The 26239-nt window shown below is 61.5% G+C and carries 20 protein-coding genes; 4 read left to right on the top strand and 16 right to left on the bottom strand.

All coding sequences use genetic code 11. The features are described from left to right. The first annotated feature begins 3 nt into the window (after positions 1-3). Positions 4-1278: a TRAP transporter large permease gene (locus tag V0R37_RS03750; protein WP_420373233.1), complete on the top strand. Its 1275-nt coding sequence runs from the start codon at positions 4-6 to the stop codon at positions 1276-1278. A gap of 136 nt (positions 1279-1414) precedes the next feature. Here the strand turns inward: V0R37_RS03750 and V0R37_RS03745 are convergent, their stop codons facing one another. The 4 genes from V0R37_RS03745 to V0R37_RS03730 form a co-directional block, all read right to left on the bottom strand. After that, positions 1415-2431 (bottom strand): TRAP transporter substrate-binding protein, encoded by a 1017-nt coding sequence (locus tag V0R37_RS03745; protein WP_420373232.1) that lies wholly within the window; start codon positions 2429-2431, stop codon positions 1415-1417. Positions 2432-2507: 76 nt separating this feature from the next. Continuing rightward, positions 2508-3788, bottom strand: coding sequence for a TRAP transporter large permease (locus V0R37_RS03740; protein ID WP_420373231.1), 1281 nt, complete (start codon positions 3786-3788; stop codon positions 2508-2510). Between the two features lie 5 nt (positions 3789-3793). After that, entirely contained in the window at positions 3794-4297 is a 504-nt protein-coding gene (locus V0R37_RS03735) for a TRAP transporter small permease (protein WP_420373230.1), read from the bottom strand. Continuing rightward, the gene (locus tag V0R37_RS03730; protein WP_420373229.1) at positions 4284-4829 is read right to left on the bottom strand and encodes a gluconokinase; all 546 of its coding nucleotides are present in this window, start codon (positions 4827-4829) and stop codon (positions 4284-4286) included. The genes V0R37_RS03735 and V0R37_RS03730 overlap by 14 nt, the downstream gene beginning before the upstream one ends. Positions 4830-4959: 130 nt before the next feature. Between V0R37_RS03730 and gntR the strand changes: the two genes are divergently transcribed. Beyond that, positions 4960-6027, top strand: a complete 1068-nt coding sequence (gntR, locus tag V0R37_RS03725) for an HTH-type transcriptional regulator GntR (RefSeq protein ID WP_420373228.1) — start codon at positions 4960-4962, stop codon at positions 6025-6027. 22 nt (positions 6028-6049) lie between these two features. Here gntR and V0R37_RS03720 read toward each other — a convergent pair whose 3' ends face one another. The 5 genes from V0R37_RS03720 to V0R37_RS03700 all read right to left on the bottom strand — a co-directional run bounded on the left by V0R37_RS03720 (position 6050) and on the right by V0R37_RS03700 (position 11990). Then, positions 6050-6733, bottom strand: a complete 684-nt coding sequence (locus V0R37_RS03720) for a GntR family transcriptional regulator (RefSeq protein ID WP_420373227.1) — start codon at positions 6731-6733, stop codon at positions 6050-6052. 91 nt (positions 6734-6824) lie between these two features. Next, positions 6825-7781, bottom strand: a complete 957-nt coding sequence (locus V0R37_RS03715) for a Bug family tripartite tricarboxylate transporter substrate binding protein (RefSeq protein WP_420373226.1) — start codon at positions 7779-7781, stop codon at positions 6825-6827. 65 nt (positions 7782-7846) lie between these two features. Continuing rightward, positions 7847-8716, bottom strand: a complete 870-nt coding sequence (locus V0R37_RS03710; RefSeq protein ID WP_420373225.1) for a fumarylacetoacetate hydrolase family protein — start codon at positions 8714-8716, stop codon at positions 7847-7849. Beyond that, entirely contained in the window at positions 8713-9120 is a 408-nt protein-coding gene (locus V0R37_RS03705) for a RidA family protein (protein WP_420373224.1), read from the bottom strand. Before V0R37_RS03705 ends, V0R37_RS03710 begins: the two co-directional genes overlap by 4 nt. A gap of 176 nt (positions 9121-9296) precedes the next feature. Further along, entirely contained in the window at positions 9297-11990 is a 2694-nt protein-coding gene (locus V0R37_RS03700; protein WP_420373223.1) for a DNA topoisomerase III, read from the bottom strand. A gap of 62 nt (positions 11991-12052) precedes the next feature. On the opposite strand from V0R37_RS03700, the gene V0R37_RS03695 reads away from it, so the two are divergent. After that, positions 12053-14590, top strand: coding sequence for a GDYXXLXY domain-containing protein (locus V0R37_RS03695; protein WP_420373222.1), 2538 nt, complete (start codon positions 12053-12055; stop codon positions 14588-14590). 1 nt (position 14591) lies between these two features. Here the strand turns inward: V0R37_RS03695 and gluQRS are convergent, their stop codons facing one another. Together gluQRS and V0R37_RS03685 are read right to left on the bottom strand one after the other, a co-directional pair. Continuing rightward, positions 14592-15464, bottom strand: a complete 873-nt coding sequence (gluQRS, locus tag V0R37_RS03690) for a tRNA glutamyl-Q(34) synthetase GluQRS (RefSeq protein WP_420373221.1) — start codon at positions 15462-15464, stop codon at positions 14592-14594. Positions 15465-15481: 17 nt separating this feature from the next. Next, positions 15482-15943 (bottom strand): Smg family protein, encoded by a 462-nt coding sequence (locus tag V0R37_RS03685; protein WP_420373220.1) that lies wholly within the window; start codon positions 15941-15943, stop codon positions 15482-15484. Positions 15944-16129: 186 nt separating this feature from the next. Here V0R37_RS03685 and V0R37_RS03680 point away from each other — a divergent pair, with 186 nt between their 5' ends. After that, positions 16130-17296: a DSD1 family PLP-dependent enzyme gene (locus V0R37_RS03680; RefSeq protein WP_420373219.1), complete on the top strand. Its 1167-nt coding sequence runs from the start codon at positions 16130-16132 to the stop codon at positions 17294-17296. 902 nt (positions 17297-18198) lie between these two features. On the opposite strand, the gene V0R37_RS03675 is transcribed toward V0R37_RS03680, so the two are convergent. The 5 genes from V0R37_RS03675 to V0R37_RS03655 form a co-directional block, all read right to left on the bottom strand. Next, positions 18199-20214: an acetyl/propionyl/methylcrotonyl-CoA carboxylase subunit alpha gene (locus V0R37_RS03675; RefSeq protein WP_420373218.1), complete on the bottom strand. Its 2016-nt coding sequence runs from the start codon at positions 20212-20214 to the stop codon at positions 18199-18201. Positions 20215-20229: 15 nt separating this feature from the next. Continuing rightward, entirely contained in the window at positions 20230-21837 is a 1608-nt protein-coding gene (locus tag V0R37_RS03670; RefSeq protein ID WP_420373217.1) for a carboxyl transferase domain-containing protein, read from the bottom strand. Positions 21838-21924: 87 nt separating this feature from the next. Continuing rightward, positions 21925-23106, bottom strand: a complete 1182-nt coding sequence (locus tag V0R37_RS03665) for an acetyl-CoA C-acyltransferase (RefSeq protein WP_420373216.1) — start codon at positions 23104-23106, stop codon at positions 21925-21927. After that, a complete protein-coding gene (gene aceK, locus V0R37_RS03660; RefSeq protein WP_420373215.1) occupies positions 23099-24982 on the bottom strand; it encodes a bifunctional isocitrate dehydrogenase kinase/phosphatase in 1884 nt (627 codons plus the stop codon). The genes V0R37_RS03665 and aceK overlap by 8 nt, the downstream gene beginning before the upstream one ends. Before the next feature lie 58 nt (positions 24983-25040). Beyond that, positions 25041-26219, bottom strand: a complete 1179-nt coding sequence (locus tag V0R37_RS03655) for an isovaleryl-CoA dehydrogenase (protein ID WP_420373214.1) — start codon at positions 26217-26219, stop codon at positions 25041-25043. Positions 26220-26239 lie beyond the last annotated feature (20 nt).

Raw genomic sequence — 26239 nt, 5'->3', positions numbered from 1 at the left:
ACCATGCCGCAGTTGATGGTTGTTTCAATGTTGCTGTTTTTTGCGCTGTCGGTGCCGGTGGCGGTGTCCATCGGCCTGGCCAGCATGCTGGGCGTGGCGTACGACGGCATGACCTGGCTGGTGATCGCGCAGCAGATCTACGCCGCGCTGGATAAATATCCGCTGGTGGCGGTGCCGTTTTTCATCCTGGCCGGCAATCTGATGGAAGCGGGCGGCATCTCCGAGCGCATGGTCGACTTTGCCAAGAGCGTGGTGGGTGGCATGCAAGGCGGCCTGGCCTGCAGCTGCGTCTTGACCTGCATGATCTTCGCGGCCGTGGCCGGTTCCAGCGTGGCCACCACCTTTGCTGTGGGCGCCATCCTGATCCCGGCCATGGTCAAGCATGGCTATCCCAAGCCCTTTGCCGCCTCGCTGCAGGCGTCGGCCGCCGAGCTGGGCGTCATCATTCCGCCTTCCATCCCCATGATCCTGTTCGCGGTTTCCACCGATACCTCGGTGGGCGAACTGTTCATCGCCGGTATCGGACCGGGCATCTTGATCGCAGGCGCCCTGATGGTCTATGTATGGCTATATGCCCGCCGGCATGGCTACGGCAAGCAGGATGGCGCGGACCGGCTGGCGTTGTGGCCGGCTCTCAAGCGCGCCTGGCTGGCCTTGCTGATGCCCGGCATCATCCTGGGCGGCATCTACGGCGGCGTGTTCACGCCCACCGAGGCCTCGGCGGTTGCCGTGGTTTATGCACTGGTGGTGGGAATATTCATCTATCGCCGATTGACGCTGGCGACCTTGTCGAAAACCTTGCACCGTTCGGTGGTCTCCACCGCCGTCATCATGTTCGTGATCGCCAATGCCGGCGTATTCGGCTTCCTGCTGAACCGCGCCGGGATACCGGCGGCGCTGGGCCAGTGGCTGGGCCATATCTTCAGCAATGAATACACCTTCCTCATGGGCGTGAACGTGGCGCTTTTCATCATCGGCATGTTCATCGAGACATCGGCTTCCATCGTTGTCCTGGCCCCTTTGCTGCTGCCCGTGGCGATGCAGTTCGGGGTGGACCCGGCCCATTTCGGCGTGATCATGGTGGTGAACCTGGCGCTGGGCATGGTGACTCCGCCGTTCGGCGTGAACCTGTTCGCCGCATGCGCGGTGGCCAATCTTCCCATAGAGCGATTGGTGCGTTCGCTGCTGCCTTTTGTGGGGGTCGTGGTGGCCTGCCTGATGCTGATTACCTATGTGCCCGAAATCTCCTTGTTCTTCAAGGATCTGGCATATGGCTAAGAGCTGCGCTTATTGATTTCAAGTTAAAAGGGCCGGGCCTCATTTGATATGAAACCCAGCCCTTGCTCGAAGGCCATGGCAATCGATGCCGCGGCTGTCCAGGGCCGGCGGATGCCGGCCTTTTTTCTACCTTGTATCAGGCGCCTTTCTTGCGCAGGCCGGCCAGTTGGTCCTGCACGGCCTGCCAAATTTCGGTGCCGACTTCCTTCTTGATCTGTTCATTGACTGGCGCAATCGTTGCACGCATCTTATCCACATTTTCCGGCGTCGCCACATTGACCTGCATGCCGTGTTCCTTCAACGCGGCAAGGGCCTTGTCGGCTTCCTGGCGTGTGTCTTTACGTTCGTAGTCGCGGCTGGCTTCGGCTGCTTTCAGCAGCACATCCTGCTCGGCCGCGCTCAGGCCGTCCCACCATTTCTTGCTGGCTGTGACGATCCACGGGCTGTATACATGATTGGTGACGCTCAGGTACTTCTGCACTTCGTAGAACTTGCTGGACAAAATGGTGTTGAAGGGATTTTCCTGGCCGTCCACCGTCTTGGTTTCCAATGCCGTGAACAATTCCGAGAAGGGCAGCGGTATGGCGTTGGCGCCCAGCTTCTTGAAGGTCTCCAGGAACACGTTGTTCTGCATGACGCGCAGCTTCAGGCCCTGAAAATCCGCGCCGGTCTGCACGGGCTTCTGACTGTTGGTCAGATTGCGAAAGCCGTTTTCCCAGTACACCAGCCCGACCAGGCCTTTTTCCTGAAGCTTGTCCTTGATCAGGGTGCCGGTCTTGCCGTCCAGAACCTGGTCGGCCTCTGCGCCGCTGTTGAACAGGAAGGGCGTGTCCCAGATGGCCATTTCCTTGGTAATGCCCACCAGGGTGGCGGTCGAGCCCACCATCATTTCCTGTGCGCCGCCTATCAGCGCCTGCTGCATCTGTATGTCGGAGCCCAGCGCGGCGGCGCCGATGGCCCGGACTTTCATCTTGCCGCCCGACAGCTTCTCGACCTGATCGGCGAAGACCTTGGCGGCCCGCCCCTGGTTCGAATCCTGGTTCAGGCCATAGCCGAAGCGGATCAGCCGGGACTGGATATCGGCCGCCTGCGCGGTCAGCGCGTGGGAGCCGGCCAGCAGGCTGGCGGCGAGGAATAAGGCTTTCAATTTCATGGTGTCTCTCCTTGTGTCAATAAGGCGGTGGCATGGGCGGCCGTCGACATCGACGCCGCCTGCCGTGTCGTTGCGGTTAATGAAGCCAGCGTGCCGGCGCGATGATCAATTGCGGAAAAATGACGAACAGAATAAGCAGGGCGGCATACACCGCCAGGAAGGGCGTGACGCCCTTGATGACGGACTCCATCCTGATCCGGCCGACCCCGGCCACCACGTTCAGCACCGTACCCACGGGCGGTGTGATCAGGCCCAGGCAGCCCACGTAGACAAACATGAAGCCGAAATAGATGGGGTCGATTTGCGCTTTCAGGGCCAGCGGCAGGCACACGGGGGCGAAAATAAGGATGGTCGGCGTCAGGTCCATGGCCGTGCCCACGAACAGCAGGAACAGCATCATGAGCGCCATGAATAGCATGGGCTTGTCCATGATGGGTTCGAACAGCATGGCAAGCTGGTTGGGAAGGTCGGCCAGCGTGATCATGTAGGCGGCCACGGTGGCGGCGCCGCACAGGAACATCACGATGGCGGTCGTGCTGCTGGTTGAGACCAGCACCCGGTAGCAGTCGGCCCATGTCATGGCGCGGTAAATGAACTTGGCCACGAAGAAGGCGTAGACGGCGGCCACCACGGCGGCTTCCGTGGGCGTGAAGATGCCCAGCCGGATGCCGCCCAGGATGATGATGGGCATGACGATGGCCCAGGTGCCGTTGGCCAGCGCCTTCCTGCGGTCGGCACCGCTGGTTTTCTGCAATGCGGGCAGCTTGTGCTTGTGCGCGATCGAACGCCAGGCCAGCAGCAGCGCCGCGCCCATCAGTATGCCGGGGAACACGCCGCTGATGAATAATTGGCTGATGGATGTATTGGTGGTGACGCCGTAGATGATGAAGGGCAGCGACGGCGGGATGATGGGGGCGATGATGCCCCCGGAGCTCAGCAAGCCGGCGCTGTAGGCTTCCGGATAATTGTGCTGGCGCATCATGGGCAGCAATATGGTGGACAGCGCCGCCGTGTCGGCGATTGCCGAGCCGCTCATCGAGGCCAGCAGCACCGAGGCGAAGACGGCCACGTAGCCCAGACCGCCCGGTATGTGGCCCACGAAAGCGCGGGCCATGTCGATGATGCGCTGGCTCAGTCCGCCGGCGTTCATCAGCTCGCCGGCCAGGATGAAGAAAGGCACGGCCAGCAGCGGGAAATTGTCGAAGCCGGCCTGCAGGTTCTGCGCCAGCAACTGGGTGTTGAAGAAATCCAGTTGCCACATCAAGGCCACGGCCGACAGCACCAGCGACAAGGCGATGGACATGCCTATGGCCATGCCGGCGAACAGGACACCAAGAAATATAAGGGTGGATTCCATGGCGTTCAGCACCCTTTCCGTGTCGATGGTCGGTCGATGAGGACTTCTTTGAATAGCAGCAACTCCATGACGCAGGCCATGAAGAGCGTCGCGGCCGCGGCCAGCGCCAGCGGATAGCCCATGACCGGGCTGAAGCTTTGCATGCCGGCCAGCACCTGATCCCATGATCCTTTGATGACCATGCCCAGGATGACGGCGCCGATAAGATGGGCCAGGTAGTACAAGGCGCTGCGGGTTCGCGGGCCGACGCGATCGATCACCAGAGTGAAGTTCAAATGCTTGTTTTCGTAGGCGGCCAGGGCCGTGCCCACGCAGACCAGCCATACGAACAGCAGGCGGGACAGTTCTTCGTACAGCACGAAGCCCGTGTCGAAGGCATAGCGCAGCACCACATTGCTGAATACGGCAATGACCATGATGGTCAGGGTGGCCGCCAGGAATATTTCGGCGGCTTTATGCAGCGCCGGTTTGGGCCTTTCCCCTTGCGGGATTTCTTCAGATGTCTTCATGGGGTCTCGCCTGTAGCCAGCGGGTGGCTGTTTGGATAATGTCTGGAAGAGGAATATCGCCGGCGATGCGCAGCAGGCCGGGTTCATCGACGGGCGGTTCGAGAGCCTGGAATTGGCTGTCTATGAGAGTGGCGGGAAAGAAATGCGCGGCGCCGCGCCCCGCCACGCGGGCGGCCGCCATATCGCGGTTCACGTCCAGCCAGATGAAGCGCAGCCCCGGGACGCAGCCGCGCAATCGCTCGCGGTAGTTCAGCTTCAGCGCGGAACAACTGAGCAGGACGCCTTCTTCCACAGCCAAAGCCAACTGTGCGCCCAGCGCATCCAGCCACGATGCGCGGTCCGCATCGGTCAGCGGAATGCCGGCCTGCATCTTGGCGTGATTGACCGCGCTATGGAAGGCGTCGCCTTCGATGAATTGCCATCCCAATGCTTGCGCCAGCGCTTCGGCGACCGTGGATTTGCCGCTGCCCGAGACGCCCATGACGACGACGGCCAGCCGGCCGCCCATGCCTGTTCCGCTGGAGATTGCCATTAGTTGAGGTAGCGCTATCTTTGGCATTGAAAAAAAAGGAAACTTCCGTAAAATGAGTGTTTCAGCCAAAATCGGCCAAGGCGCAAGATAGCGCTATCTAATGGCGAAGCACAAGCTAGGGATTACGCTAATGACCCAATCTCCTCCGTCTGCCAAGGGCGTGGCGCCTCCAGCAAAAAAGATGCGGTCGCGCAGCCGGGCCACCGGCCGGGTCACCCTTTCGGATGTGGCCGCCATTGCGGGAGTCAGCCCCATCACCGCCTCGCGTGTGGTCAGCGGAAAGACCAGCGTCGATTCGGAGCTCGCCGCTCGCGTGCGCTCCGCGGTCGACAAGCTGGGCTATCGGCCCGACCCGTCTGCGCGCGCGCTGGCGTCCGCCAAGAGCACTCATGTGGTGGTGCTGATACCCATGCTGTCAAATACCTTGTTCACCGATTTGCTGGAGGCGGTGCAGGAATCCATGTGGGAGGCGGGATACCAGGTCTTTGTGGGCATCACGCGCTATCAGCCCGAGCGCGAAGCGGCATTGCTGGAAAGCTATCTTTCCCACCGCCCCGCGGGCATCATCCTTACCGGCCTGGATCGCAGCGATAGCCAGCGCAAAATGGTCAGGGACAGCCGCACGCCTTGCGTGCATGTCATGGAGCTCAGCGCGGATCCATCGCTGCACTGCGTGGGGTTTTCGCAAGACGAGGCCGCCAGGCGGGTCGTAGGGCATCTGCTGGAGCGCGGCCGCAAGAAGATCGCGTTCGTGGGCGCCCAGCTGGATCCGCGCACGATGGAGCGCGCTCAAGGCTTCAGGGCCGCCCTGCGGAAAGCCGGCCGCTACGATCCCGAGCTGGAAATCCTCAAGGCCGAACCCTCGTCCCTGGCCCTGGGAGCGGAAACATTCAGGCAGTTGCTGACGCGGCATCCCGACATCGACGGCATTTTCTATTGCAATGACGACCTGGCCCACGGCGGCTTGCTGGAAGCCTTGCGCATGGGTATTCCGGTGCCGGATCGATTAAGCGTCGTAGGCTTCAACGACCTGCCCGGAAATGAACAGATGCTGCCCGCGCTGACCAGCCTGCGCACACCCCGGCGCGAAATAGGTTTGAAGGCGGCTCAGATGCTGCTGCGCCTGATGCGCAATGAACCCATACCTGAAACGACGGTGGATCTGGGTTTTGAATTGATGGTGCGCGCAAGCAGTTGACCTGGTTGCGGCACTCTTGCGTTCAACTCAGATACTTCCTCTGGACCGAACCGATGTGCTCTTTCATTTGAGAGATGGCGGCTTCCTTGTCGCCACGCTTGATGGATTCGGCAAGTTCGGCCAGCTCCGCCACGTTCGGCTTGCCTCCATCCGGAGCAGCGGGGCGGAACCAGAGCCTCATGGAGCGATCGAGCAACTGCAGCGCAAATTCCGCCAACAGGCTGTTGCCAGCGGATTCGTATATCGTTTGATGAAAAATACGGTCCGTTTCCATGCTGCCCAGCCGGTCTTGCGCATGGAACCTTTCCCATCCCTGATCCAGTATTTCCTGCAGCCTGGCCATCAATTCAGGTGTGGCCCGTTCCACCGCCAACCCCGTAAGATAGGGCTCGATCAGTTGGCGCGATTCGATCAGTTCAAGGAAACTGTCGAGTGTCTCGGCCTTGATCAGAATGCCCTTGCGAGGGAGGATGGCGACCAGGCCTTCGCGGTCCAGTCGATGGATGGCAAGATGTATGGGGTTTCTTCCCAGCTCGAGATGAGTGCTGAGTTGAGCCACGTTCACCTGATCGCCGGGTTTGAGCTCCCGGGTGAGGATCAAGCGTTTTATAGCTACATAAGCCTGTTCGCCCAAAGAGGAAGCCGGTCCCGTGGTGGTGCTGTTCTTCTTTCGGGAGGGTTTCGGGTTCGCTGAGGCTTTTGACATAGAGTAAAAGAAAAAACGCCTGAAGCCGGGCGTGCCGCAAGTGGTATGCGCTTCATTATAGACGCCGGCCTTCAGGCCGGCGTACGGGTCATCAATCTATACGCGCATTGGACTCTTGTATTGCGGTCTTGTACTTGGCGCCTTCCGAAGCCATGAATGCCTTGAACGCTTCGGGACTGGACGGCCGCGCCTGCATCCCTTGTTGAGCCAGTATGGCCTGAACTTCGGGCTGTTGCAGCGCGGAAACGAAAAGCTCGTTAAGGCGTTGTACACGTTCGGCGGGTACGCCGGAGCTGACCAGCAAGCCCATCCATGTTTGCGAGGAGTAACCCTTCAGGCCGCTTTCGTCAAAGGTGGGCACGTTCGGCAAGCCGGGTGAACGCTCTGTGCCGGTGATTGCAATGGCTTTCAGCTTTCCGCCCAGGATGTGCGGCATGACCACGCCCACATCGCCCAGCGTGGCGTCGACTTCGCCGCTTAGAACGGCCATGGTGGCGGGGGCGGATCCCTTGTAAGGAACGTGCAGCATATCCAGGCCCGCGTGCTTCTTCAGCAGTTCGAAGCCTAGATGCCCCGATGAACCATTGCCGAAGGAGGAAAAGGAACCCTTGGTTTCCGGCTTCTTGGCCCAGGCCAGAAACTCGGAAAGATTGTTCGCCGGAACATTGGGGCTAACCACCAAAACATGCGGATTCGAAGCCAGCTGGGTAACCGCCTGGAAATCCCTCTCGCTGTCGTAGGGCAGCTTGTTCAGCAGATAGGGGTTGATGACGAAGCTGGCCGCAATCAGCAAAGCGGCGTGGCCGTCGTCCGGTTTGGACAGCAAGCCTTGCGCCCCGATCACGGTGCTGCCGCCGGGCCGGTTCTCGATGACAACGCTCTGGCCGGTCTGCTTGCTGACGGATTGGCCCAATGCGCGAGCCAGTGCATCGGATGACCCGCCCGCGGTGTAAGGCACGATCAAGGTCAAAGGCTTGGAAGGAAACGTTTCGGCTGTTGCGCCGAAGCAGCTCAATGCAAGACCCAAAGTAAGAATTAGCTTTTTCATGTTTTGTCCTGATGTTCAGTTGAATATGCAACGGGGGTTTTTCGCGGCATGCGCTTCGCTGCGGTTCAGAGCGTTGATTGCATGAGATTGCGCAGAACGCCGATTTTCTCGATGCCGCATTCGACGATGTCGCCATCCTTCAAGAAAATTGGCGGGGTCCGGGCGGCCCCGATGCCTTCAGGGGTGCCGGTAAGGATAAGGTCTCCGGGAAGCAGCGTAAGTCCGGCCGAAAGCTCTGCAATCACACGGGCCACTGTGAAAATCTGGCGGCCCGTATGACCGGACTGCATCAGCTTGCCATTGACATGGCAGGTGATCTCCAGGTTCTGAGGGTCGCCAAGCTCGTCGGCGGTGACGAGAACAGGCCCCAAAGGGCAGGTCAGGTCCAGGCTTTTACCTTTGAACCATTGCCCGCCATGGGCTCTTTGCAGATCCCGTGCGCTGATGTCATTGGCTACGGTATAGCCGAATACATGCTTCAGCGCGTCCTTTTCCTTGATATCCCGCCCGCCTTTTCCTATTACCACCGCCAGTTCGACCTCCCAATCCAGCTTGGCCGTATATGCCTGATGCAAGGGCAACGCATCGTTGGGCCCGGCAATGGTGGTGGGGAGCTTGCTGAAAAACGTGGGATGGTCGGGAAGGTCGACTTCCTGGCCTTCGCGCTTGCCGATGCTTTCGTTGAAATGCTTCAGGTAGTTCCATCCTACGCATATGACATTGCGTGGCGGGCTGGCTGGAGCAAGCAAGGCAAGGTCTTCGACCTTCAGGCCCGACCCCGGCGTTGGCTCGTCAAGGGTTCCTTTCGCCGCATGGCGCTCCCAGTTGCCGATGAGGGCTGACAGGTCGTCCAGCGTGGCCAGCGAGACGACGAGATCATCGTGGACCTGGCCTATTCGGATGCGGTCGCCATGTTGGAAGCGAACGAGCTTCATACGCCGGCAGCCTTCTTCAAGCGAGCTTGACCCTGGATCTCCACCAGGATTTCAGGCTTGGCCAGGGCGGCTACACCCACCAGCGCACACGCGGGGAAATCCCCGGTAAAGAATTCGCGGCGCGCCTTCCAGACGCCTTGGTTGTGCTTCATATCGGTGACATATACGGTCAATGTGACGATGTCATCCATTTCTCCGCCGGCCGCTTCGATAAGGTGCTTCATCTTCGAGAAAATGGCTTTTCCTTGCTCGTAGGAGTCATCGCCATGAATGGTTTCGCCATCGTTGGCGCGGGAAGTCAGGCCGGAGAAATATACCGAGTCGTCAACCACCAGGCAGTTGGACCATAAGCCGGGCGCCGCTTCGGCTACATGAGGACTGGTAATACGGATCTTGCGGGTCATGATTGCTCCAAATGAAAAGTGTGATCTTCCTACAGAAATAACAGTGATATTTCACTGTTATTTCTGTAATGCTAGAGAACGCATGGAAAAAAGTCAATCCGTTCCTGTGTATCGTCAAAGCCAAAAAAAAGCCCGATGAGGTATTCATCGGGCTTTTCAGGCAAGGGACGGGCTTCTTAAAACGGCGGATCGTCATCCCCCGTATCTGGCGGGAGCGCGACTGCCTTGACTGCTTTCTTTGCCGCAACCTTGCGGGCCGCCTTCTTGGCCGGAGCCTTGCTTGCTGCCTTGGCTGCGGTTTTGTCGGCGGTGGTTTTCTTGGCTGCCGTCTTCGTGGCTTTCTTTGCCGCTGTCTTGGAAGCCGCTTTTGCCGTCGTTTTACCGGCGGTCTTGGCGGCCGTTTTGCGTCCGGGCTTTTCGGGCCGCGGCTCGAACTCGAAACCGATCTTGCCGTTCTCCTGCTTGGCCAAATAGGCCTTGAACTTGCGATTGGTGCGGCTGGAAACGAAACCGTCCAGCAGATCGGTTTTGCCTTCGGTCAGCAGCTTGTGAACCTGCTCGGCCGAAATTTCCTGCTGCAGTATCATTTTTCCGGTGCGGAAATCGCAGGTCTTCTCCGGCCCCACGGATTTCTCGCAGACATAATTCATGCCGTACTCGAACACCTTATTGCCGCATTTCGGGCAGTTGCCCACAGGAGTGTGTCCGGAAAAGTCCACGGGTTCGGTGTCTTCGTCGTCCTTCTGGCCGAAGTCGAATTCAAGCTTGTATTCGTCGGTAATGCGCAGCAGCGCAGCGAAGGGCCGGCCCATTTTGCTGATGAAGCCGGGCAGCGGGCCGAGTTCGCGTTTGGTCAATAGCTCTTCGACCTCCGGAATCTCGAAAGTGCGGCCGCCCGGGTGCTTGCCTATGGAAAAATCGCAGTTGGTGCAGGCATAACGGCGGTAGTTCTCCTTTACGACGCCGCCGCATTTGGGGCAGGGTGTGCTCAGGGTGGCGTAGTCGCCCGGCACGGTATCGCGCTCGTATTCTTTGGCGCGCTTGACGATAACCTGGGTCATCTGGGCGATCTCGCGCATGAATTCGTCGCGATCCAGTTGGCGCTGCTCAATCTGCTTGAGGCGGTGCTCCCATTCGCCGGTGAGCTCGGGCGATGTCAGTTCATTGACGCCCAGGCCTGACAGCAGGGTCATCAACTGACGGGCTTTGGCGCTGGGTATCAGGTCGCGGCCTTCCCGCCGCAGATAGCCTTCGTTGAGCAGGCCTTCGATGATGGCCGCCCGCGTGGCCGGAGTGCCCAGGCCGCGCTCGGACATGGCTTCGCGCAGCGCCTCGTCGTCGACCAGCTTGCCGGCGCCTTCCATGGCGGACAGCAAGGTGGCTTCGGTGAAGTGCGCCGGCGGCTTGGTGGCCAGGCCCTTGGCTTCGACTTCGTCGGTTTTTACTTTCTCGCCGTCGGACACGGCAACCAGGTTGGTATCGTCGCCTTGCGCTTCGCGCCCGTAGATGGCCAGCCAACCCGGCGCCACCAGCACCTTGCCCTCGGTCTTGAAATGATGCCCCGAGACTTCGGTAACGCGGGTAGTCAGGCGAAACTCGGCGGCGGGAAAGAAAACCGACAGGAAGCGCTTTGCCACCAGATCGTAGATTTTGCCTTCCGCTTCGCTCAGTTCGCGCGGAATCTGCATGGTTGGAATGATGGCGAAGTGATCGGATACTTTCTTATTATCGAAAATACGCCGATTGGGCTTGACCCACTTCTGCTTGCATATCGTGTCGGCGAAAGGACGCAGGCCGGCAGCCGCGCTGGAGCCGCCTTCGGAGAGCGCTTCCATGGTCTGCTGAACGGTATGCACATAATCTTCGGGCAGATAGCGCGAATCGGTACGCGGATAGGTCAGGGCCTTGTGCCGCTCGTACAGCGTTTGCGCCAGGGCCAAGGTGGTCTTGGCCGAGAAGCCGAAGCGCGAGTTGGCTTCGCGCTGCAGCGAGGTCAGATCGAAAAGCGCCGGCGACATCTGGGTGGACGGCTTGGACTCTTCGGTGACTCTGCCGGGCTGGTCGCGGCAGGCCGTGACGATGGTTTGCGCGGCCGGCAAGGACCACAGCCGGGAGTCGCGCTGTTCGGGGTCGCGCTCGTCGCGGACGAACTTGGGATCGAACCAGCGGCCGTTGTAGAAACCCGCCGCGGCAACGAAAGTGGCATGCACTTCCCAGTAATCGCGCGAGACGAACTTGCGTATGCGCTCTTCGCGTTCAGCCACAATGGCCAGCGTGGGTGTCTGGACCCGGCCCACCGGCGTCTTGAAAAAGCCGCCGTCCTTGCTGTTGAAGGCCGTCATGGCGCGTGTGCCGTTGATGCCAACCAGCCAGTCGGCCTCGGCGCGCGACCGTGCGGCGGCTTCCAGGGGCTTCATGGTGTCGTCGTCGCGCAGATTGGCGAACGCCTCGCGTATGGCGGCCTGGGTCATGGATCGCAGCCACAAACGCGTGACGGGTTTCTTAACGCCCGAAAATTGCACGATGTAGCGGAAGATGAGTTCGCCCTCGCGGCCCGCGTCGCAGGCGTTGATGATGGCATCGACATCCTTGCGCTTGAGCAGCTTGACCAGCAGTTTCAACCGTTCAGCCGAGCGCTTGTCGGTGGGGCCCAGCTCGAACTGCGGCGGAATGACCGGCAGATGGGCAAAGCTCCATTTTCCGCGCACGGGATCATTGGGGGCGACCAGGCTGAGCAGGTGGCCTATGCTGGAGGCCAGTACATACTGCTCGCTTTCAAAATAGTCGCCCTCCCGGGTAAAGCCCCCCAGGGCGCGGGAAATATCCAGAGCTACCGAGGGTTTCTCGGCAATAATGAGCGTTTTATTCATGAGTTTCCAATTACTGCGTTTCAGCAGCGATAGCGCGGATAATACGAGGTGGGAATCGCACTATGCAAGTCGAGGGTCATAAAAACAGCTCCATGCCCGCTAAGGGCTGGGCCGGTTTTTTGCGTAAATCGGCTCTTGCGCTAGCCTGCCTGCTGCTTGCCAGCTCTGTTATTTGCTGGGTAGCCGCCAACTGGGAGTATGCCAGCATTCTTCAGAAACTGGCTGGCGGCCAGTTGGCGCTGGCCGTCCTGGTTGCGGCTGCCTGGCTGCTGGGCAATAGGCCCGATATCGGCAAAAACCGTAATTTCTCGGTTTCCGCGCATTTTGCCGGCCTGGCCGCCTTGGCGCTGGGGGCGCTGCTTGCGCTGATTGGCCAAATATATCAAACCGGCGCGGATGCCTGGACGCTGTTTCTCTGGTGGCTGGTGCTATTGCTTCCCTGGCTGCTTGTCGTGCGCACGGTGTTTCTGGGCCTGCTATGCGCGGCATTGCTCAATCTGGGTGTGGCGTCCTACCTGGATGCCATGGGCGGTTGGGCGATGTTCGGTGCGTCGGCGATTTGGCTGGAGGCCGGCGTCCTGCTGGCCCTGGCCAATGCAGCCATGGTGTTTGCCTGGGAGCGCTGCATCCGTCATCTGGACGATACGTGGCGTATCGGGCCGCGGGTGCTGGCCTGCGCCGCCGCCGGATGGCTATTGATCGCGGCATTGGCTTGCCTGGATTCGGAAACAGGCCCTGTGCTTGTCGTTGTTCCTGGCCTGATGGCTTGCGCCTTGCTGTACAAAATATATACCGGCCGGTGGACGGACCTGGCCATGGCCAGCCTGCTTGCGGTGACCGCCTTGCTATTGGTGGCGATCCTGCTGTTTCCCTGGATAGAGTCGGAAGCGGCCCTGCTGGCCGTCATCGTCGTGTTGTTGGCGCTGACGGGGCTGTTCCTGCACCGTTTGCGCGGACTGATGCCCGTGCGGGCATCGAATCACGAGGCGGCGGAACGGGAAGGGCCCTGGTTCATCGTTTTATTCCGGCTGGCCGCGATGGGCATGACGGCGTTGCTGATGATCGCCTTCCTCGTCCTGGTGCTGGAGCTCGACATGGAGCAGTTGTGGATCTCGGGCCTGCTTGCCGGTTCCGGGGGGCTATTGATACGGCGGGCCGTCCCGGGGCGGTATACCGATGAGCTGGGTCTGGCGCTGGCCGCCGCCGGTCTGATCATGACCGGCATCGGCGTGTATGCCATGGACGATTTTTCGCCTTTTGCCCGGGCATGGATTCTGTTGGCTCTGGGCGGGCTGCTGTACCGCTGGTCAGGCAATACCGCCTTGCGTTTTCTGACCGCGTTCATCGTATTGGCAATGGCCTCATTGCTGACATGGCCCGAATCGAGCCGTTACGATCTGCTGAATGTTTCAGGCAGCGGTCGGGTATGGGCGTATTTCCCGGCCTATCTGCGCTTGTGGTGGCTGGCGGTGGCTGCAATTTTGGCGGTGGCCGTGGGAAGCCGTCGCCGCGATCCGGACTTTTGGTCGCCTCTGGCCTGGGCGCTCGTGTGTCTGACGCAGTTGATTGCATGGCTGGCTCCGGCGCCGGCGCTTCAAGGGGTGGCTGCGGCATGGTTGCAGGCACCTGGTTTGGTGATCTTATGGCTGGCTTGCGCGGCGCTGCCCGTGCTTGCCTTGGGCGCCTTGTTATGGCGCGCGCGTCACACGCCCGACAGCGTGCGCCTGGGCGCACCGATTGCATTAGCGGTGGCCAGCCTGGGCTGGATGGGGGCGCCGGGAGTTTCGATGGCGCTGCTCTGGCTGATCCTGGGCTATGCGCTGACACAGCGCGCATTGCTGGTTTTCGGGGTGCTGGCCTTGCTGGCCTATCTGGGCCGTTTTTATTATCAGTTGGATTCCACCTTGCTGCACAAGTCGCTGGTACTGGGCCTGACGGGGACATGGCTGCTGGGGTCCTGGTATGTTTTGGGTCGATTGACCGGCCCTCATCCTGCGCCGGAATCGCCTGCCCAGGCTTCATCCGGCGGCTTTTCGCCGCGCATCCGCGCGCTCGGCCTGATGGCTGGCCTGGTCGCCGCCCTGGGGCTGGCCAATACGGAAATCTACCGGAATGAGCAAATACTGACCAGAGGCCAGCGGGTGGTGCTGGCTCTGGCCCCGGTAGACCCGCGCTCCTTGATGCAAGGGGACTATATGGATTTGCGCTACGACGTTGCCGGTCAGGTACCGCAGGTACTGGACAAGGCGTCTCCAGCGGTGGCGCGGGCCATCGAAGCGCAGCGCGGCGGCTATCTGCTGCTGGAACCCGACAGGGGCGGAGTGCATCGCCTGGCGGCTGTCCTGGCCGATCCCGATCTTCAAGAAAGCGGCAGCTTGGTCCCGCGCGGGCCAGCAGGCGGCGAGCCCGCAACAGCCGCCGCTATCCTGGCATTCCGCCTGCGCCATGATGCCGCGCTCATAGGGACGAATGCCTGGTTCTTCCCCGAAGGGCAGGCACAGCGCTACGCCGGGGCGCGATTCGGCGAGTTCCGCGTCGACCGGCATGGGACGGGCCGGCTGCTGCGCCTGCTCGACGAGCAGCTAAGGCCCTTGCCTTGACTCAGGATTGATGCATGCCGTAGCGGGCGGCCCATTGATTCAGTGCCGCTTGCCAGAACTCAGGCGCGCTGGCGGCATTCACGGTATCGAACCCCAGCGCCTGCCAGGCCCGGTTCAGTGTGTGCACCGGCTTGGACAGATCCATGGCGGCCGCATGATTCTGCTTGGACAGCTTGCGGCCCGCTTCGTCCCGAAGCAGGGGCACGTGCATGACCTGCGGATAGGGAATGCCCAATTGCCGCGCCAGTACCCTTTGCCTGGCGGTCGAGTCAAGCAAGTCCGCACCCCGCACGATGTGCGTAATGCCCTGCTCCCCATCGTCGACGACGACGACCAGCTGATACGCCCATAGGCCGTCGGCCCGCTTGACGATGAAGTCGCCCGTTACGGCGGCCACGTCTTGTTCCTGCGGCCCGTGCCATCGATCCTGGAAGCGCTCTATGCCTGGGGGAACCCTTAAACGCCATGCGCGAGCAGTCTTGCCGGGCGGCAAGCCGTGCCGGCATGTGCCGGGATAAGCGCCTTCCGGCGGAAGTTCCTGGCGCGTACAGGCGCAGCCGTACACCTGGTCCCTGGCGGCCAGCGACTCGAACGCGGAACGGTATAGCGCCAGGCGCTGAGACTGCCATATGGGCGGGGCATCCCACTGCATGTCCAGTGCCTTCAACTGCTGCATGATGATTCTGTCGGCGCCCGGCACGACTCTTGGCGTATCGATATCTTCGATGCGCAGCAGCCACTCGCCGCGGTGAACCCGGGCGTCCAGGAAACTTGCCATGGCCGCCAGCAGCGACCCGTTATGCAAGGGACCGCTGGGACTGGGGGCGAACCGCCCCCGATAGCGCCCTTCGCTGCCTTGGAAATGCGACATCATGCAGCCGGGAACCTTGCTTAATGCGATAAGCGGGTGTGGTCGTCGGCCAGAAGCTCTTCGAATACCAGGTGATCGACCTCGGCTTCCTGGCTCCAGAGGACCATCAGGGCGATGATCTTGATCTTGGCCAGCGAGATGGGCGATTCGTTGGTGGCTTCGGCCCGCTCGATGAGGATTTCGCGCAATACAGTGGGCAGCACGCCTGAGTTTTCCAGGAAGGTGATGAAGCCTATGGCTTGCGTGCCCAGTGTCTGGTATTCGTGGTCGGTGAAGACGCGCCGGCTATCGCCTTGCGGATTTTGCGCAAGCTGGCCGCATTGTTCGGTGGTTTGAGCCAAACCGTGCAACCAGCCCAGGGCATCGTTAATGTCTTCGTGCTCGAAGCCTACGGCGGCCAGTTTGTGCGCAAGTACATCCGCTTCGGGACACGCTTGCGGTGTATAGTAGGTTTCGAATAAATAAACCAAAATATCGAACATATGGATGCGATTCCGGTTGCCGTGTGTGAAAGTCAGTAAATAAGAAGGTTAACCGAAAGTTATAAACGACTTTACGCCGATTTGTTCCTAGCGGCAACCGGGCCATGTTGTTGCAAACATACGCTTGGCAAGCCGCCAGCTACGCCCAGCGTCCGAGTGTAGTTACATCCACGAATTGGGGTGACCATGGAAGAGGTACAGCTGCAGGAGCGCTACGCGGATCCGGTTCCAGAAGCGCTTTGCATCGCTCCGGCGGCAAAGGTGGGCGACGTGTCGGACGCCATCGACACACCCAGCCTGGTGCTCGATCTGGATGCGTTCGAAGACAATTTGCGCACAATGCAGGTCCTGGCCGAGCGGCATGGCGTGGCCCTGCGGCCTCATGCCAAGGCGCATCGCTGTCCGGAAATCGCGCTGCGCCAGGTGGCGCTGGGCGCTGTGGGGATTTGTTGCCAGAAAGTAACCGAGGCGGTGCCTTTTGTGCAGGCGGGGCTGCGCGACATACATATCAGCAACGAGATCGTGGGAGAGCCCAAGCTGCGGTTGCTGGCGCAACTGGCCAGGAAGGCGCATATCACCGTTTGCGCTGACCATGCCGTGGCGCTCAGGGCGCTTTCGGCCGCCATGGCCGGGCATGGCGCCTCCGTGGGCGTGATGGTGGATGTCGATGTGGGGCAAAAGCGTTGCGGGGTCCAGACGCCCGGCGAGGCCGTTGAACTGGCCAAGCTGGCGCGGGCGCTGCCGGGTATCAGCTTCGCCGGCATCCAGGCTTATCATGGGGGCTTGCAGCACAAGCGGTCCCTGGACCAGCGGCAGAAGGCCTGCGACAAGGCGGCGCGTCTTGTCCGCCGCTACGTGGATGCCCTGGAACAGGCGGGCATCGCTTGCCCTGTGGTGACGGGGGGCGGCACGGGAACGGCGGTGTTCGATGTGGCCAGCCAGCTGTATACGGAAATCCAATCGGGGACCTATGCGTTCATGGATACGGATTACGGGGGCATAGACTGGGGCGAGGCGCTGGCCTTTCGGCACAGTCTGTTCCTGTTGGGTACGGTGATGAGCACTCCGGCTGCGGACCGCGCGATCATGGATTTCGGCCTTAAGTCGACCAGCGCTGAAAGCGGCGCGCCGCGTCCGGTGGGTTGGCCGGGACTGCGGTGTGTGGCGGTGCATGACGAGCACAGTATCCTGCAGGCGGATGACGCGAAGAATATGCCTGCGCTGGGCGACAAGATTCGCTTGATACCGGGACATTGCGATCCTACGTTCAATCTGCACGACAGCGTGGTGGCATTGCGGGGAGATCGGGTCGAGGCGATATGGGCGATCAGTGCCCGGGGGCTTAGCCGGTAACCGGTGCGGCTTTTTGCCAAACCGGCTTAGGGTTTGGTTTTTGTATTGGTTCTGTGCGTTTGGCTGGGCGCTTGCATCTGTCCTTGAGTCAGGTGCGCTGGCGCAGGCCGGGGCCTGCTCACCGTCCGCGGTCCCGTTCCGGGACTATTCGCGTTTCTGGCTCCTGGCGGGGCGGCCGTGAAACTCGCAACGTTGGCAGCCCCCAGGGCTGCCAACACCCTTGTTGCTCGAGCAATCACGGCCTTGCATCCCCGCCAGGAGCCAGAAACGCGACGCTCCCGAATTCGCCAGCCCCAGCCTACGCCAGCGCACCTTGGCATCAGCGGCTGATGGTTGAACAGGCCGAACGATAGATCTTGATGGGGCAATGATGCCCACGTGGCATCACTTCGGGGTATGGCCAATTCTGATTGAAACGAGATCGGACTGAAATGAGCGTAAGTTCCATCCACATGCCTCTGGAAGACGCCATCGCGAATCCAATAGTCTCCGCTTCCCAAGACTTCGTCCGATCATCTTCTTCAAAGGCGTGGTGGGCTGGCCTGGGCCGGGCGGAGTTTGAGCGCGCTGCGCGGCCGGACTGGATCGGGGGCGTAAGAGGGCGCGCATGTTTGAGCACAAAATCAGCCCGGGGGGCTGATTTTTGCGAGTTCGCGCCCGACCCCGAATCCAGGCTGGTTGCGCGGGAAATCCCGGCGTAGCCGGGATCGCAGCGAGGCGAAGCACGGTCCAGGCCAGCCCACCGCGCCGTTTATAGAGCTCGATATTGGGCAACACGGCAATACCAAGATAACGCGGGCAGTTGAACGACACCGACCGATAGGCCATGGATGCCAACCGGCATACTGACACGGCCGATGATTGAGACCGACCGCGCACAACAAGCGCAGTCGTACCCGCCATCATTCCCCGATGGCGATCAGCTCCGCCCCATCCGTCACCTGGTCGCCAACATCAAAGAAGACCTCTTCAACCGTGCCGTCCGACGGAGCCGTGATCGTGTGCTCCATCTTCATGGCCTCCATGACCAGCAGCGTATCTCCCCCCTTCACCTTGTCGCCCGCCTTCACCGATATGGCAATGATCTTGCCGGGCATAGGCGCCGTCAGGCCGCCGTGATGGCCGCCTCCATCGTCCTCGGCATGAGCGACCGCATCATGCATATGCAGCACCTGCACGCCGCCCTCGCTGAAGACGTGAATGGCTTCGTGGTCCAGGACCACCGTTCCCGACGCATCCGTGCCGTCCAGACGGATGCGGACGCTGTAGCGTCCAGCAGCGCAAGCCTGGGCGTCCCACTCGAACGATCCTTCGGTGTTGCCGGAATACTTCCAGTCATTGCCATCGCGCTCGACCTGCACTTCGCGCAGCGTGTCCTGGTCCAATAGATCGAAGGTTTGCCGATAGCGTCCGGTGATCCGCCATCCGTCGGCCTGCGCCCAAGGATCGACATGAGCCTTGTTCTTGAGCAATGACGAATGGGGCAGGCCCCGGCTGGCCAGCAGGGCCGCAATCGCCAGCGCCAGGGTGCTGTCCGAAGCGTCGCTTGCCGGCGGAAAAAGACTGTCGTGCTGCCGCTCGATCAGGCCGGTATCCAGATCGGCCTGCGCGAATGCCGAATCAAGCATAAGGCGGCGCAGGAAAGCAATATTGGTCTGTACGCCCACGCTCTGGATTTCGCCCAGAGCCTGCACCATGCGTGCGCGGGCCTGTTCGCGGTCGGCCCCTCGCACTATCAGCTTTGCGATCATCGGATCGTAGAAGGGAGTAATGGCATCGCCGGCGCGAACGCCGCCATCGACCCGTATATCTCCATTCTGGAACGCGGCATGCGGCGGGAAGGCCAGCGTGTTCAGGGTGCCGATGGAAGGCAGAAAGCCTTTTTCGGGATTTTCCGCATAAATGCGCGCTTCGATCGCGTGTCCGGTGATGGCCAGTTCCTCTTGGCTTAGCGGCAGCGGCTCGCCCGCGGCGACCCGTAGCTGCCATTCCACCAGATCATGCCCGGTAATCATCTCGGTAACCGGGTGCTCCACCTGAAGGCGCGTATTCATCTCCATGAAATAGAATCGGCCGTCGGGTTCGGCAATGAACTCCACGGTGCCCGCGCCCACATAGTTGACGGCGCGGGCTGCCGCGACGGCGGCCTCGCCCATGGCGCGGCGGCGCTCTTCGGTCATGCCGGGGGCGGGCGCTTCCTCGATGACCTTCTGGTGACGGCGTTGCACCGAACAGTCGCGCTCGAACAAATAGACGCAGTTGCCGTGAGTATCGGCGAATACCTGGATCTCGATGTGGCGCGGCTTTTGCAGATAGCGCTCGATCAATACCTTGTCGTCGCCGAAGCTGCTGGCCGCTTCGCGCTTGCATGATGCCAATGCTTCGGCGAACGCCTCGCTGGCCTGGACGATGCGCATGCCCTTGCCGCCCCCGCCCGCGCTGGCCTTGATCAGCACGGGGTAGCCCATGGCGTCGGCCTGCGCTTGCAGGAAGCCAGGGTCCTGATTGGCGCCATGGTAGCCGGGCACCAGCGGTACGCCGGCCTTGTCCATCAGCGTCTTGGCCGCGGACTTGCTGCCCATGGAGGCGATTGCGCTATTGGGCGGCCCCACGAACACGATGCCGGCGTCGGCGCAGGCCTGGGCGAAGGCCTCGTTCTCGGACAGGAAACCGTAGCCCGGGTGTATGGCCTGGGCGCCCGTCCGGCGGGCGGCCTCCAGGATGGCGTCGCCGCGCAGATAGCTGGCGCGCGGTTCGGAGCCGCCGATATGGACGGCTGTGTCGCAGGCCGCCACGTGGCGCGCGTTGGCATCGGCGTCCGAATAGACGGCCACGGTGCGCAAGCCCATGCGATGCGCCGTTGCGGCTATGCGGCACGCGATTTCGCCGCGGTTGGCGATCAGTAAAGTGGTGAACACATCGACTCCTTGGGATTACATGCGGAACACGCCGAAGCGCGTGTCTTCGATAGGCGCATTGAGCGCGGCCGACAGGCCCAGCGCCAGCACGCGGCGGGTATCGGCCGGCATGATGATGCCGTCGTCCCACAGCCTTGCGGTGGCGTAATAGGGATGCCCTTCTTTTTCGTATTGTTCGCGTATGGGCGCCTTGAAGGCCTCTTCCTCGTCGCGGCTCCAGTTGCCTCCCTTGGCCTCGATGCCGTCGCGGCGCACTGTGGCCAGCACGCTGGCGGCCTGTTCGCCGCCCATGACCGAAATGCGCGCATTGGGCCACAAGAACAACAGGCGTGGACTGAACGCCCTGCCGCACATGCCGTAATTGCCGGCCCCGAAGGACCCGCCGATAAGGACGGTGAACTTGGGCACCGATGCGGTGGATACCGCGGTGACCATCTTGGCGCCGTGGCGGGCGATGCCCTCGTTCTCGTATTTGCGGCCGACCATGAAGCCGGTGATGTTTTGCAGGAAGACCAGCGGAATCTTGCGCTGGCAGCACAGCTCAATGAAGTGAGTGCCTTTTTGCGCCGCCTCGGAAAACAGGATGCCGTTGTTGGCGATGATGCCAACCGGCATACCGTGTATGTGGGCGAAGCCCGTGATCAGGGTCGTGCCGAAGCGTGCCTTGAATTCGTCGAATTCCGAGCCGTCGACAATGCGGGCAATGACTTCGCGCACGTCGTAAGGCTTGCGTGTGTCATTGGGAATAACGCCGTTCAGTTCCCGCGGATCGTAAAGCGGCTCGGCGTAGGCCTTGCGCTGCAGCTGGACGGGCTTGTGGTGGTTGAGCCGGCCGATGGCGTTGCGAGCCAGTTGAAGCGCATGCAAGTCGTTGTTGGCCAGATGGTCGGCCACGCCCGACAGTCGCGTATGCACATCGCCGCCGCCCAGGTCCTCCGCCGTGACTTCTTCGCCGGTGGCCGCCTTGACCAGCGGCGGACCGCCCAGAAAGATCGTTCCCTGGTTCTTGACGATGATGGATTCGTCGCTCATGGCGGGTACGTAGGCGCCGCCCGCGGTACATGAGCCCATGACCACGGCGATTTGCGCGATGCCCTGGGCCGACATGGTGGCCTGGTTGTAGAAAATGCGGCCGAAATGGTCGCGATCGGGAAAGACCTCGTCCTGGTTGGGCAGATTGGCGCCGCCGGAGTCGACCAGATACACGCAGGGCAACCGGTTCTGCTGCGCGATTTCCTGCGCCCGCAAGTGCTTCTTGACCGTCAGCGGATAATAGGTGCCGCCCTTTACCGTGGCATCGTTGCAGACGATCACGCATTCCGTGCCCGCAATGCGCCCGATGCCGGTGATGATGCCCGCGCCCGGCGCGTCGTTGTTGTAGACGCCATGCGCCGCCAGGGGCGAGAGCTCCAGGAAGGGCGTGCCTGGATCCAGCAGCCGTTCAACGCGATCGCGCGGCAGCAGCTTGCCGCGGGCCAGGTGTTTGGCGCGCGCGGACTCGCCGCCGCCTTGCGCTGTGGACAGCAGCTTTTCACGCAGGTCTTCGACCTGCTCCTGCATGGCGCGGGCATTGTCGATGAAGGCCTGCGAACGGGGATTGATGCGGGATACGATGACGGGCATTGCATTTCCTGGATGAATAGAAAAGGGCGCCGGCCGCCGAAGGCGCGGCGCTAGGGAGCCTCTGGATCAGGGGCTCCCCGAGCGGCTTCAAGCCATTTCGATGGCCAGGGCAACGGCCTCGCCCCCGCCTATGCACAGAGATGCGATGCCCCGCTTGCCGCCCGTCTTGCGCAGCGCGCCCACCAGCGTGGTCAGCAGTCGGGCTCCCGATGCGCCGATGGGGTGGCCCAGCGCCGTGGCGCCGCCGTGGATATTGACCTTTTCATGGGACAGCTTCAGTTCGACCATGGCGGCCATCGTCACGACGGCAAAGGCTTCGTTGATTTCGTACAGATCCACGTCGTCGGCCGACCAGCCGGTCTTGGCAAAAAGCTTCTGTATTGCGCCGACCGGGGCGGTCGTGAACCAGCCGGGCTCTTGCGAATGCTGGGTATGCCCGACAATGCGGGCCAATGGCGTTGCGCCCAGTTTCTTCGCTGTCGATTCGCGCATCAGCACCATGGCCGCGGCGCCGTCCGAGATCGACGAGGAGTTGGCGGCGGTGACGGTGCCGTCCTTCTTGAAGGCGGGCTTGAGCGTGGGGATTTTCTCGGGCATGGCCTTGGTGGGGGCTTCGTCGGTATCGATCACGGTATCGCCCTTGCGGCCGGCCACGGTAACGGGGGTTATTTCCCATTTGAAGCTGCCGTCTTCCGTGGCGGCGCGGGCGCGGCGCAGGGATTCCAGCGAGAAGGCGTCCTGCTGCTCGCGCGTAAACGTATACTTGGCCGCGCAGTCCTCAGCGAACACGCCCATGGCCGTGCCGCGCTGGTAGGCGTCTTCCAGGCCGTCGAGCGCCATGTGGTCGTAGACGGTCGAGTGGCCGTAGCGATAGCCTTGACGGCCGCGCAGCAGCAGGTAGGGTGCATTGCTCATGCTTTCCTGCCCGCCCGCTACCACCACGTCGGCGCTGCCCGCAGCGATGATGTCGTGGCCGAACATCGCCGCCTTCAGGCCGGAGCCGCAGACTTTATGGATGGTTGTGCAGCCTACGCCCAGCGGCAGGCCCGCGCCCAGGGCAGCCTGGCGTGCCGGAGCCTGGCCTTGGCCGGCCTGCAGGACATTGCCCATGATGACTTCATCGACGGCCTTGCCGTCGATGCCGGCGCGCTCGATGGCGGCCTTGATGACAATGGATCCCAGCTCGTGCGCGGACAAGCCGGACAGGCTGCCCATCATGCCGCCCATGGGCGTGCGGGCAACGGAAACGAGAACAATAGGGTCAGACATGGTGTGCTCCTGAAAGCTGCGTTGAATAAGTGGCGCCCGTTAGCTGCCGGGCGGCTGAAACGTGAAGGCGGCGATCATCTTCATAAGGGAAGATGTCTTCGATCCGGCCTTGGGCCGCTCGCTCGCGGCAGGCCTGCCACCAGTGTACGTCCAGCAGGTCGGCATGGTGTCGCAGGAAAGCGGCCCGCACGCGCGGGTCGCCCAGTAAGAAGGTGCCGAATTCCTCGGGGAAGACATCGTTCGCTCCCACGGGGTACCAGGGTTCGCCCGACAGCTCGGCCTCGGGGTAGGGCGCGGGCGGGATCCGGCGAAAGTTCATTTCCGTCATGCGCTGGATTTCGTCGTAATCGTAGAACACGACCCGGCCCAGGCGGGTCACGCCGAAATTCTTGAACAGCATGTCGCCGGGAAATATATTGGCGGCGGCCAGCTCCCGGATGGCGTCGCCGTAGCGCTTGACGGCGCGCTCCAGCACGGCGTCCGAGGCGCGGGCCAGGAACAGGTTAAGCGGGGTCATGCGCCGTTCGATATACACATGGCGCAGGACGATGACTTCGCCGCTTTCTTCGAGCAGGCTGGGAATCTGATCGCGCAGTTCGTTCAGCAGCCTGTCGGAGAAACGTGCGCGCGGCAGCGCGACCTGCGAGTATTCCCAGGTATCGGCCATGCGGCCGACGCGATCATGTTTCTTCACCAATTGATACTTGCGCCGCACGGTGGCGTGATCCATGCCGTCCTTGGCGATGCGGTCGCGTATAAGCTTGAAGACGTAGGGATAGGACGGCAGCGTGAAGACCGTCATGACCAGCCCTTTGATGCCGGGCGCGATGTCGAACGCATCGCGCGAATGCGCAAGGTGATGCAGGAAATCGCGGTAGAAAAGCGTCTTGCCCTGTTTTTGCAGGCCTATGGTCGTATAGATTTCCGCCTTGGGCTTGCGCGGCAGCAGGGTGTTCAGGAAATGCACATAGGCCGCCGGGGTTTCCATGTCGACCAGGAAGTAGGCGCGGGTAAAGCTGAACAGCGTGCTCAGGTCGTCGGAGGTATGCAGCAGGGCGTCCAGCCGGATATGGCTGGAAGGCGTGTGCAAAAGAGCGATGGCAAAGGGGTGGATCGTGCCTTGATTGATCAGGCGGCCGACAATGTAGGCGCCCTTGTTGCGAAAGAACAGCGAATTCAGGACATGGATCTGGCAATCCGGCGCGATCCGCTGGCCCGTGCCGCGGGGCAGTACGCGGCACAACTGGCGCAGTGCCATGCGCGCCAGCTTGCGGGCGTCGGCAGGCAAGTCGGCAAAGGGCGCGGCCAGGCCAAAATCGGCCACCATCTTGATCAGCGATTGTTCCAGTCCTTCGGTGGTGGGGTAATACACCCGATACGAAGGCAGCCTGCTATCCAGGTACTCGGTGGCGATGGCCGGCCGCACGAACAGGAAGTCGTTGTGGAAATAATCGCGATGCAGAATGCGGCAGGAAACGGAATTGAAGAAGGTTTCGGCGCATTCCGGCTGCCGGTGCCCCGATAGCAGCAAGACGTATTCAGACTTCACGGCCTGCCAGAACACCAATTGCGCCGGTGTCAGGCTTTGCAGGGCCGATGCGCCCGTCGGGCTGGCGTCGCTGCCCTTCAGCGCATTGGCCAATAGTGCGGAGCATTCGCTAACACGCGTGTCGTAGTACTCGATGCGCTCCTGGGAAAGCTGCTGGATGCCGCGCCAGTTCCCCGATTCGAACAGCGACTTGGCGCGCTGGGCGCCATAGCGGAACAGGGCGTAATGACGATTGAAACCATCCAGCACGGCTTGTGCGACAGCCTGCGGCGCCAGGCCGGCGGGCTGTATGGGTTCGATGCGCTGATGGTCTCCCACGAAAATCATGGTCAGGCTCTTCGATTACGCGGTCCAGGACAACGACACATTAACACTGGCGCGGCGCTCAGGCGGTTTCGTTGAACAGCTCGCGGCCGATCAGCATGCGCCGGATTTCGCTGGTGCCGGCGCCGATCTCGTACAGCTTGGCGTCGCGCCACAGGCGGCCGGTGGGGTACTCATTGATATAGCCGTTGCCGCCCAGTATCTGTATGCCTTCGCCGGCCATCCAGGTGGCTTTTTCCGCGCAATACAGAATGACGGCGGCGCAGTCCTTGCGCACTTCGCGCACATGGCCCGAACCGAGCCTGTCCAGGTTCTTGCCCACCGCGTAGCAGAAGGCGCGGCTGGCCTGCAAAGTGGTGTACAGGTCGGCGACTTTGCCTTGTATCAATTGGAATTCGCCGATGGCCTGGCCGAACTGCTTGCGATCGTGGATATAGGGAACCACCACGTCCATGACGGCCTGCATGATGCCCAGCGGACCGCCGGCCAGGACGGCGCGCTCGTAATCCAGGCCGCTCATCAGGACCTTGACCCCGCCATTGAGCTCGCCCAGTATGTTCTCTTCGGGTATTTCGCAATCCTGGAACACCAGCTCGCCGGTATGGCTGCCGCGCATACCCAGCTTGTCAAGCTTTTGCGCCACCGAAAAACCCTTGTATCCTTTTTCGACGATGAAGGCCGTGATGCCGCGCTGCTTGGCGGCGGGATCGGTCTTGGCATAAACGACCAGCGTGTCCGCGTCGGGACCGTTGGTGATCCACATTTTGGTGCCGTTCAACACATAGCGGTCGCCTTTTTTCTCGGCACGCAGTTTCATGCTGACCACGTCCGAGCCGGCGCCCGGCTCGCTCATGGCAAGGGCTCCAACGTGCTCCCCGCTGATCAGTTTGGGCAGGTATTTGCGCTTTTGCGCTTCCGTGCCATTGCGGTGCAATTGGTTGACGCACAGATTGGAATGGGCGCCGTAGGACAGGGCCACCGAGGCGCTGGCGCGGGAAATCTCTTCCATGGCGATCATGTGCGCCAGGTAGCCCATGTTGGCGCCGCCGTATGCTTCGTCCACCGTCATGCCCAGCAGGCCCAGGTCGCCGAATTTGCGCCATAAATCCATGGGGAACTGGTCGCTGCCGTCGATCTCGGCCGCTCGTGGAGCGATCTCGGCTTGAGCAAAATCGTGAACGGCATCGCGCAGCATGTCCAGGTCGGAGCCCAGATCAAAGTTCAAGCCGGGAAGATTCATCGTCATCTCCAGTGTCGGTT

This window comes from Pollutimonas rozaliensis, from assembly GCF_048751585.1.
Classification (GTDB): Bacteria; Pseudomonadota; Gammaproteobacteria; order Burkholderiales; family Burkholderiaceae_B.
Note: the sequence above shows the minus strand (reverse complement) of the source record. Positions and strands in the feature narration are given on the sequence as shown.

Coding starts and splice junctions, on each gene's coding strand:
- V0R37_RS03710 (WP_420373225.1), bottom strand. CDS start 8,716: ATGAAGCTCGTTCGCTTCCAACATGGCGACCGCATCCGAATAGGCCAG.
- aceK (WP_420373215.1), bottom strand. CDS start 24,982: ATGATTTTCGTGGGAGACCATCAGCGCATCGAACCCATACAGCCCGCC.
- V0R37_RS03720 (WP_420373227.1), bottom strand. CDS start 6,733: ATGTCAAAAGCCTCAGCGAACCCGAAACCCTCCCGAAAGAAGAACAGC.
- V0R37_RS03715 (WP_420373226.1), bottom strand. CDS start 7,781: ATGAAAAAGCTAATTCTTACTTTGGGTCTTGCATTGAGCTGCTTCGGC.
- V0R37_RS03685 (WP_420373220.1), bottom strand. CDS start 15,943: ATGTTCGATATTTTGGTTTATTTATTCGAAACCTACTATACACCGCAA.
- V0R37_RS03730 (WP_420373229.1), bottom strand. CDS start 4,829: ATGGCAATCTCCAGCGGAACAGGCATGGGCGGCCGGCTGGCCGTCGTC.
- gluQRS (WP_420373221.1), bottom strand. CDS start 15,464: ATGATGTCGCATTTCCAAGGCAGCGAAGGGCGCTATCGGGGGCGGTTC.
- gntR (WP_420373228.1), top strand. CDS start 4,960: ATGACCCAATCTCCTCCGTCTGCCAAGGGCGTGGCGCCTCCAGCAAAA.
- V0R37_RS03655 (WP_420373214.1), bottom strand. CDS start 26,219: ATGAATCTTCCCGGCTTGAACTTTGATCTGGGCTCCGACCTGGACATG.
- V0R37_RS03750 (WP_420373233.1), top strand. CDS start 4: ATGCCGCAGTTGATGGTTGTTTCAATGTTGCTGTTTTTTGCGCTGTCG.
- V0R37_RS03695 (WP_420373222.1), top strand. CDS start 12,053: ATGCAAGTCGAGGGTCATAAAAACAGCTCCATGCCCGCTAAGGGCTGG.
- V0R37_RS03665 (WP_420373216.1), bottom strand. CDS start 23,106: ATGTCTGACCCTATTGTTCTCGTTTCCGTTGCCCGCACGCCCATGGGC.
- V0R37_RS03735 (WP_420373230.1), bottom strand. CDS start 4,297: ATGAAGACATCTGAAGAAATCCCGCAAGGGGAAAGGCCCAAACCGGCG.
- V0R37_RS03745 (WP_420373232.1), bottom strand. CDS start 2,431: ATGAAATTGAAAGCCTTATTCCTCGCCGCCAGCCTGCTGGCCGGCTCC.
- V0R37_RS03705 (WP_420373224.1), bottom strand. CDS start 9,120: ATGACCCGCAAGATCCGTATTACCAGTCCTCATGTAGCCGAAGCGGCG.
- V0R37_RS03740 (WP_420373231.1), bottom strand. CDS start 3,788: ATGGAATCCACCCTTATATTTCTTGGTGTCCTGTTCGCCGGCATGGCC.
- V0R37_RS03700 (WP_420373223.1), bottom strand. CDS start 11,990: ATGAATAAAACGCTCATTATTGCCGAGAAACCCTCGGTAGCTCTGGAT.
- V0R37_RS03680 (WP_420373219.1), top strand. CDS start 16,130: ATGGAAGAGGTACAGCTGCAGGAGCGCTACGCGGATCCGGTTCCAGAA.
- V0R37_RS03670 (WP_420373217.1), bottom strand. CDS start 21,837: ATGCCCGTCATCGTATCCCGCATCAATCCCCGTTCGCAGGCCTTCATC.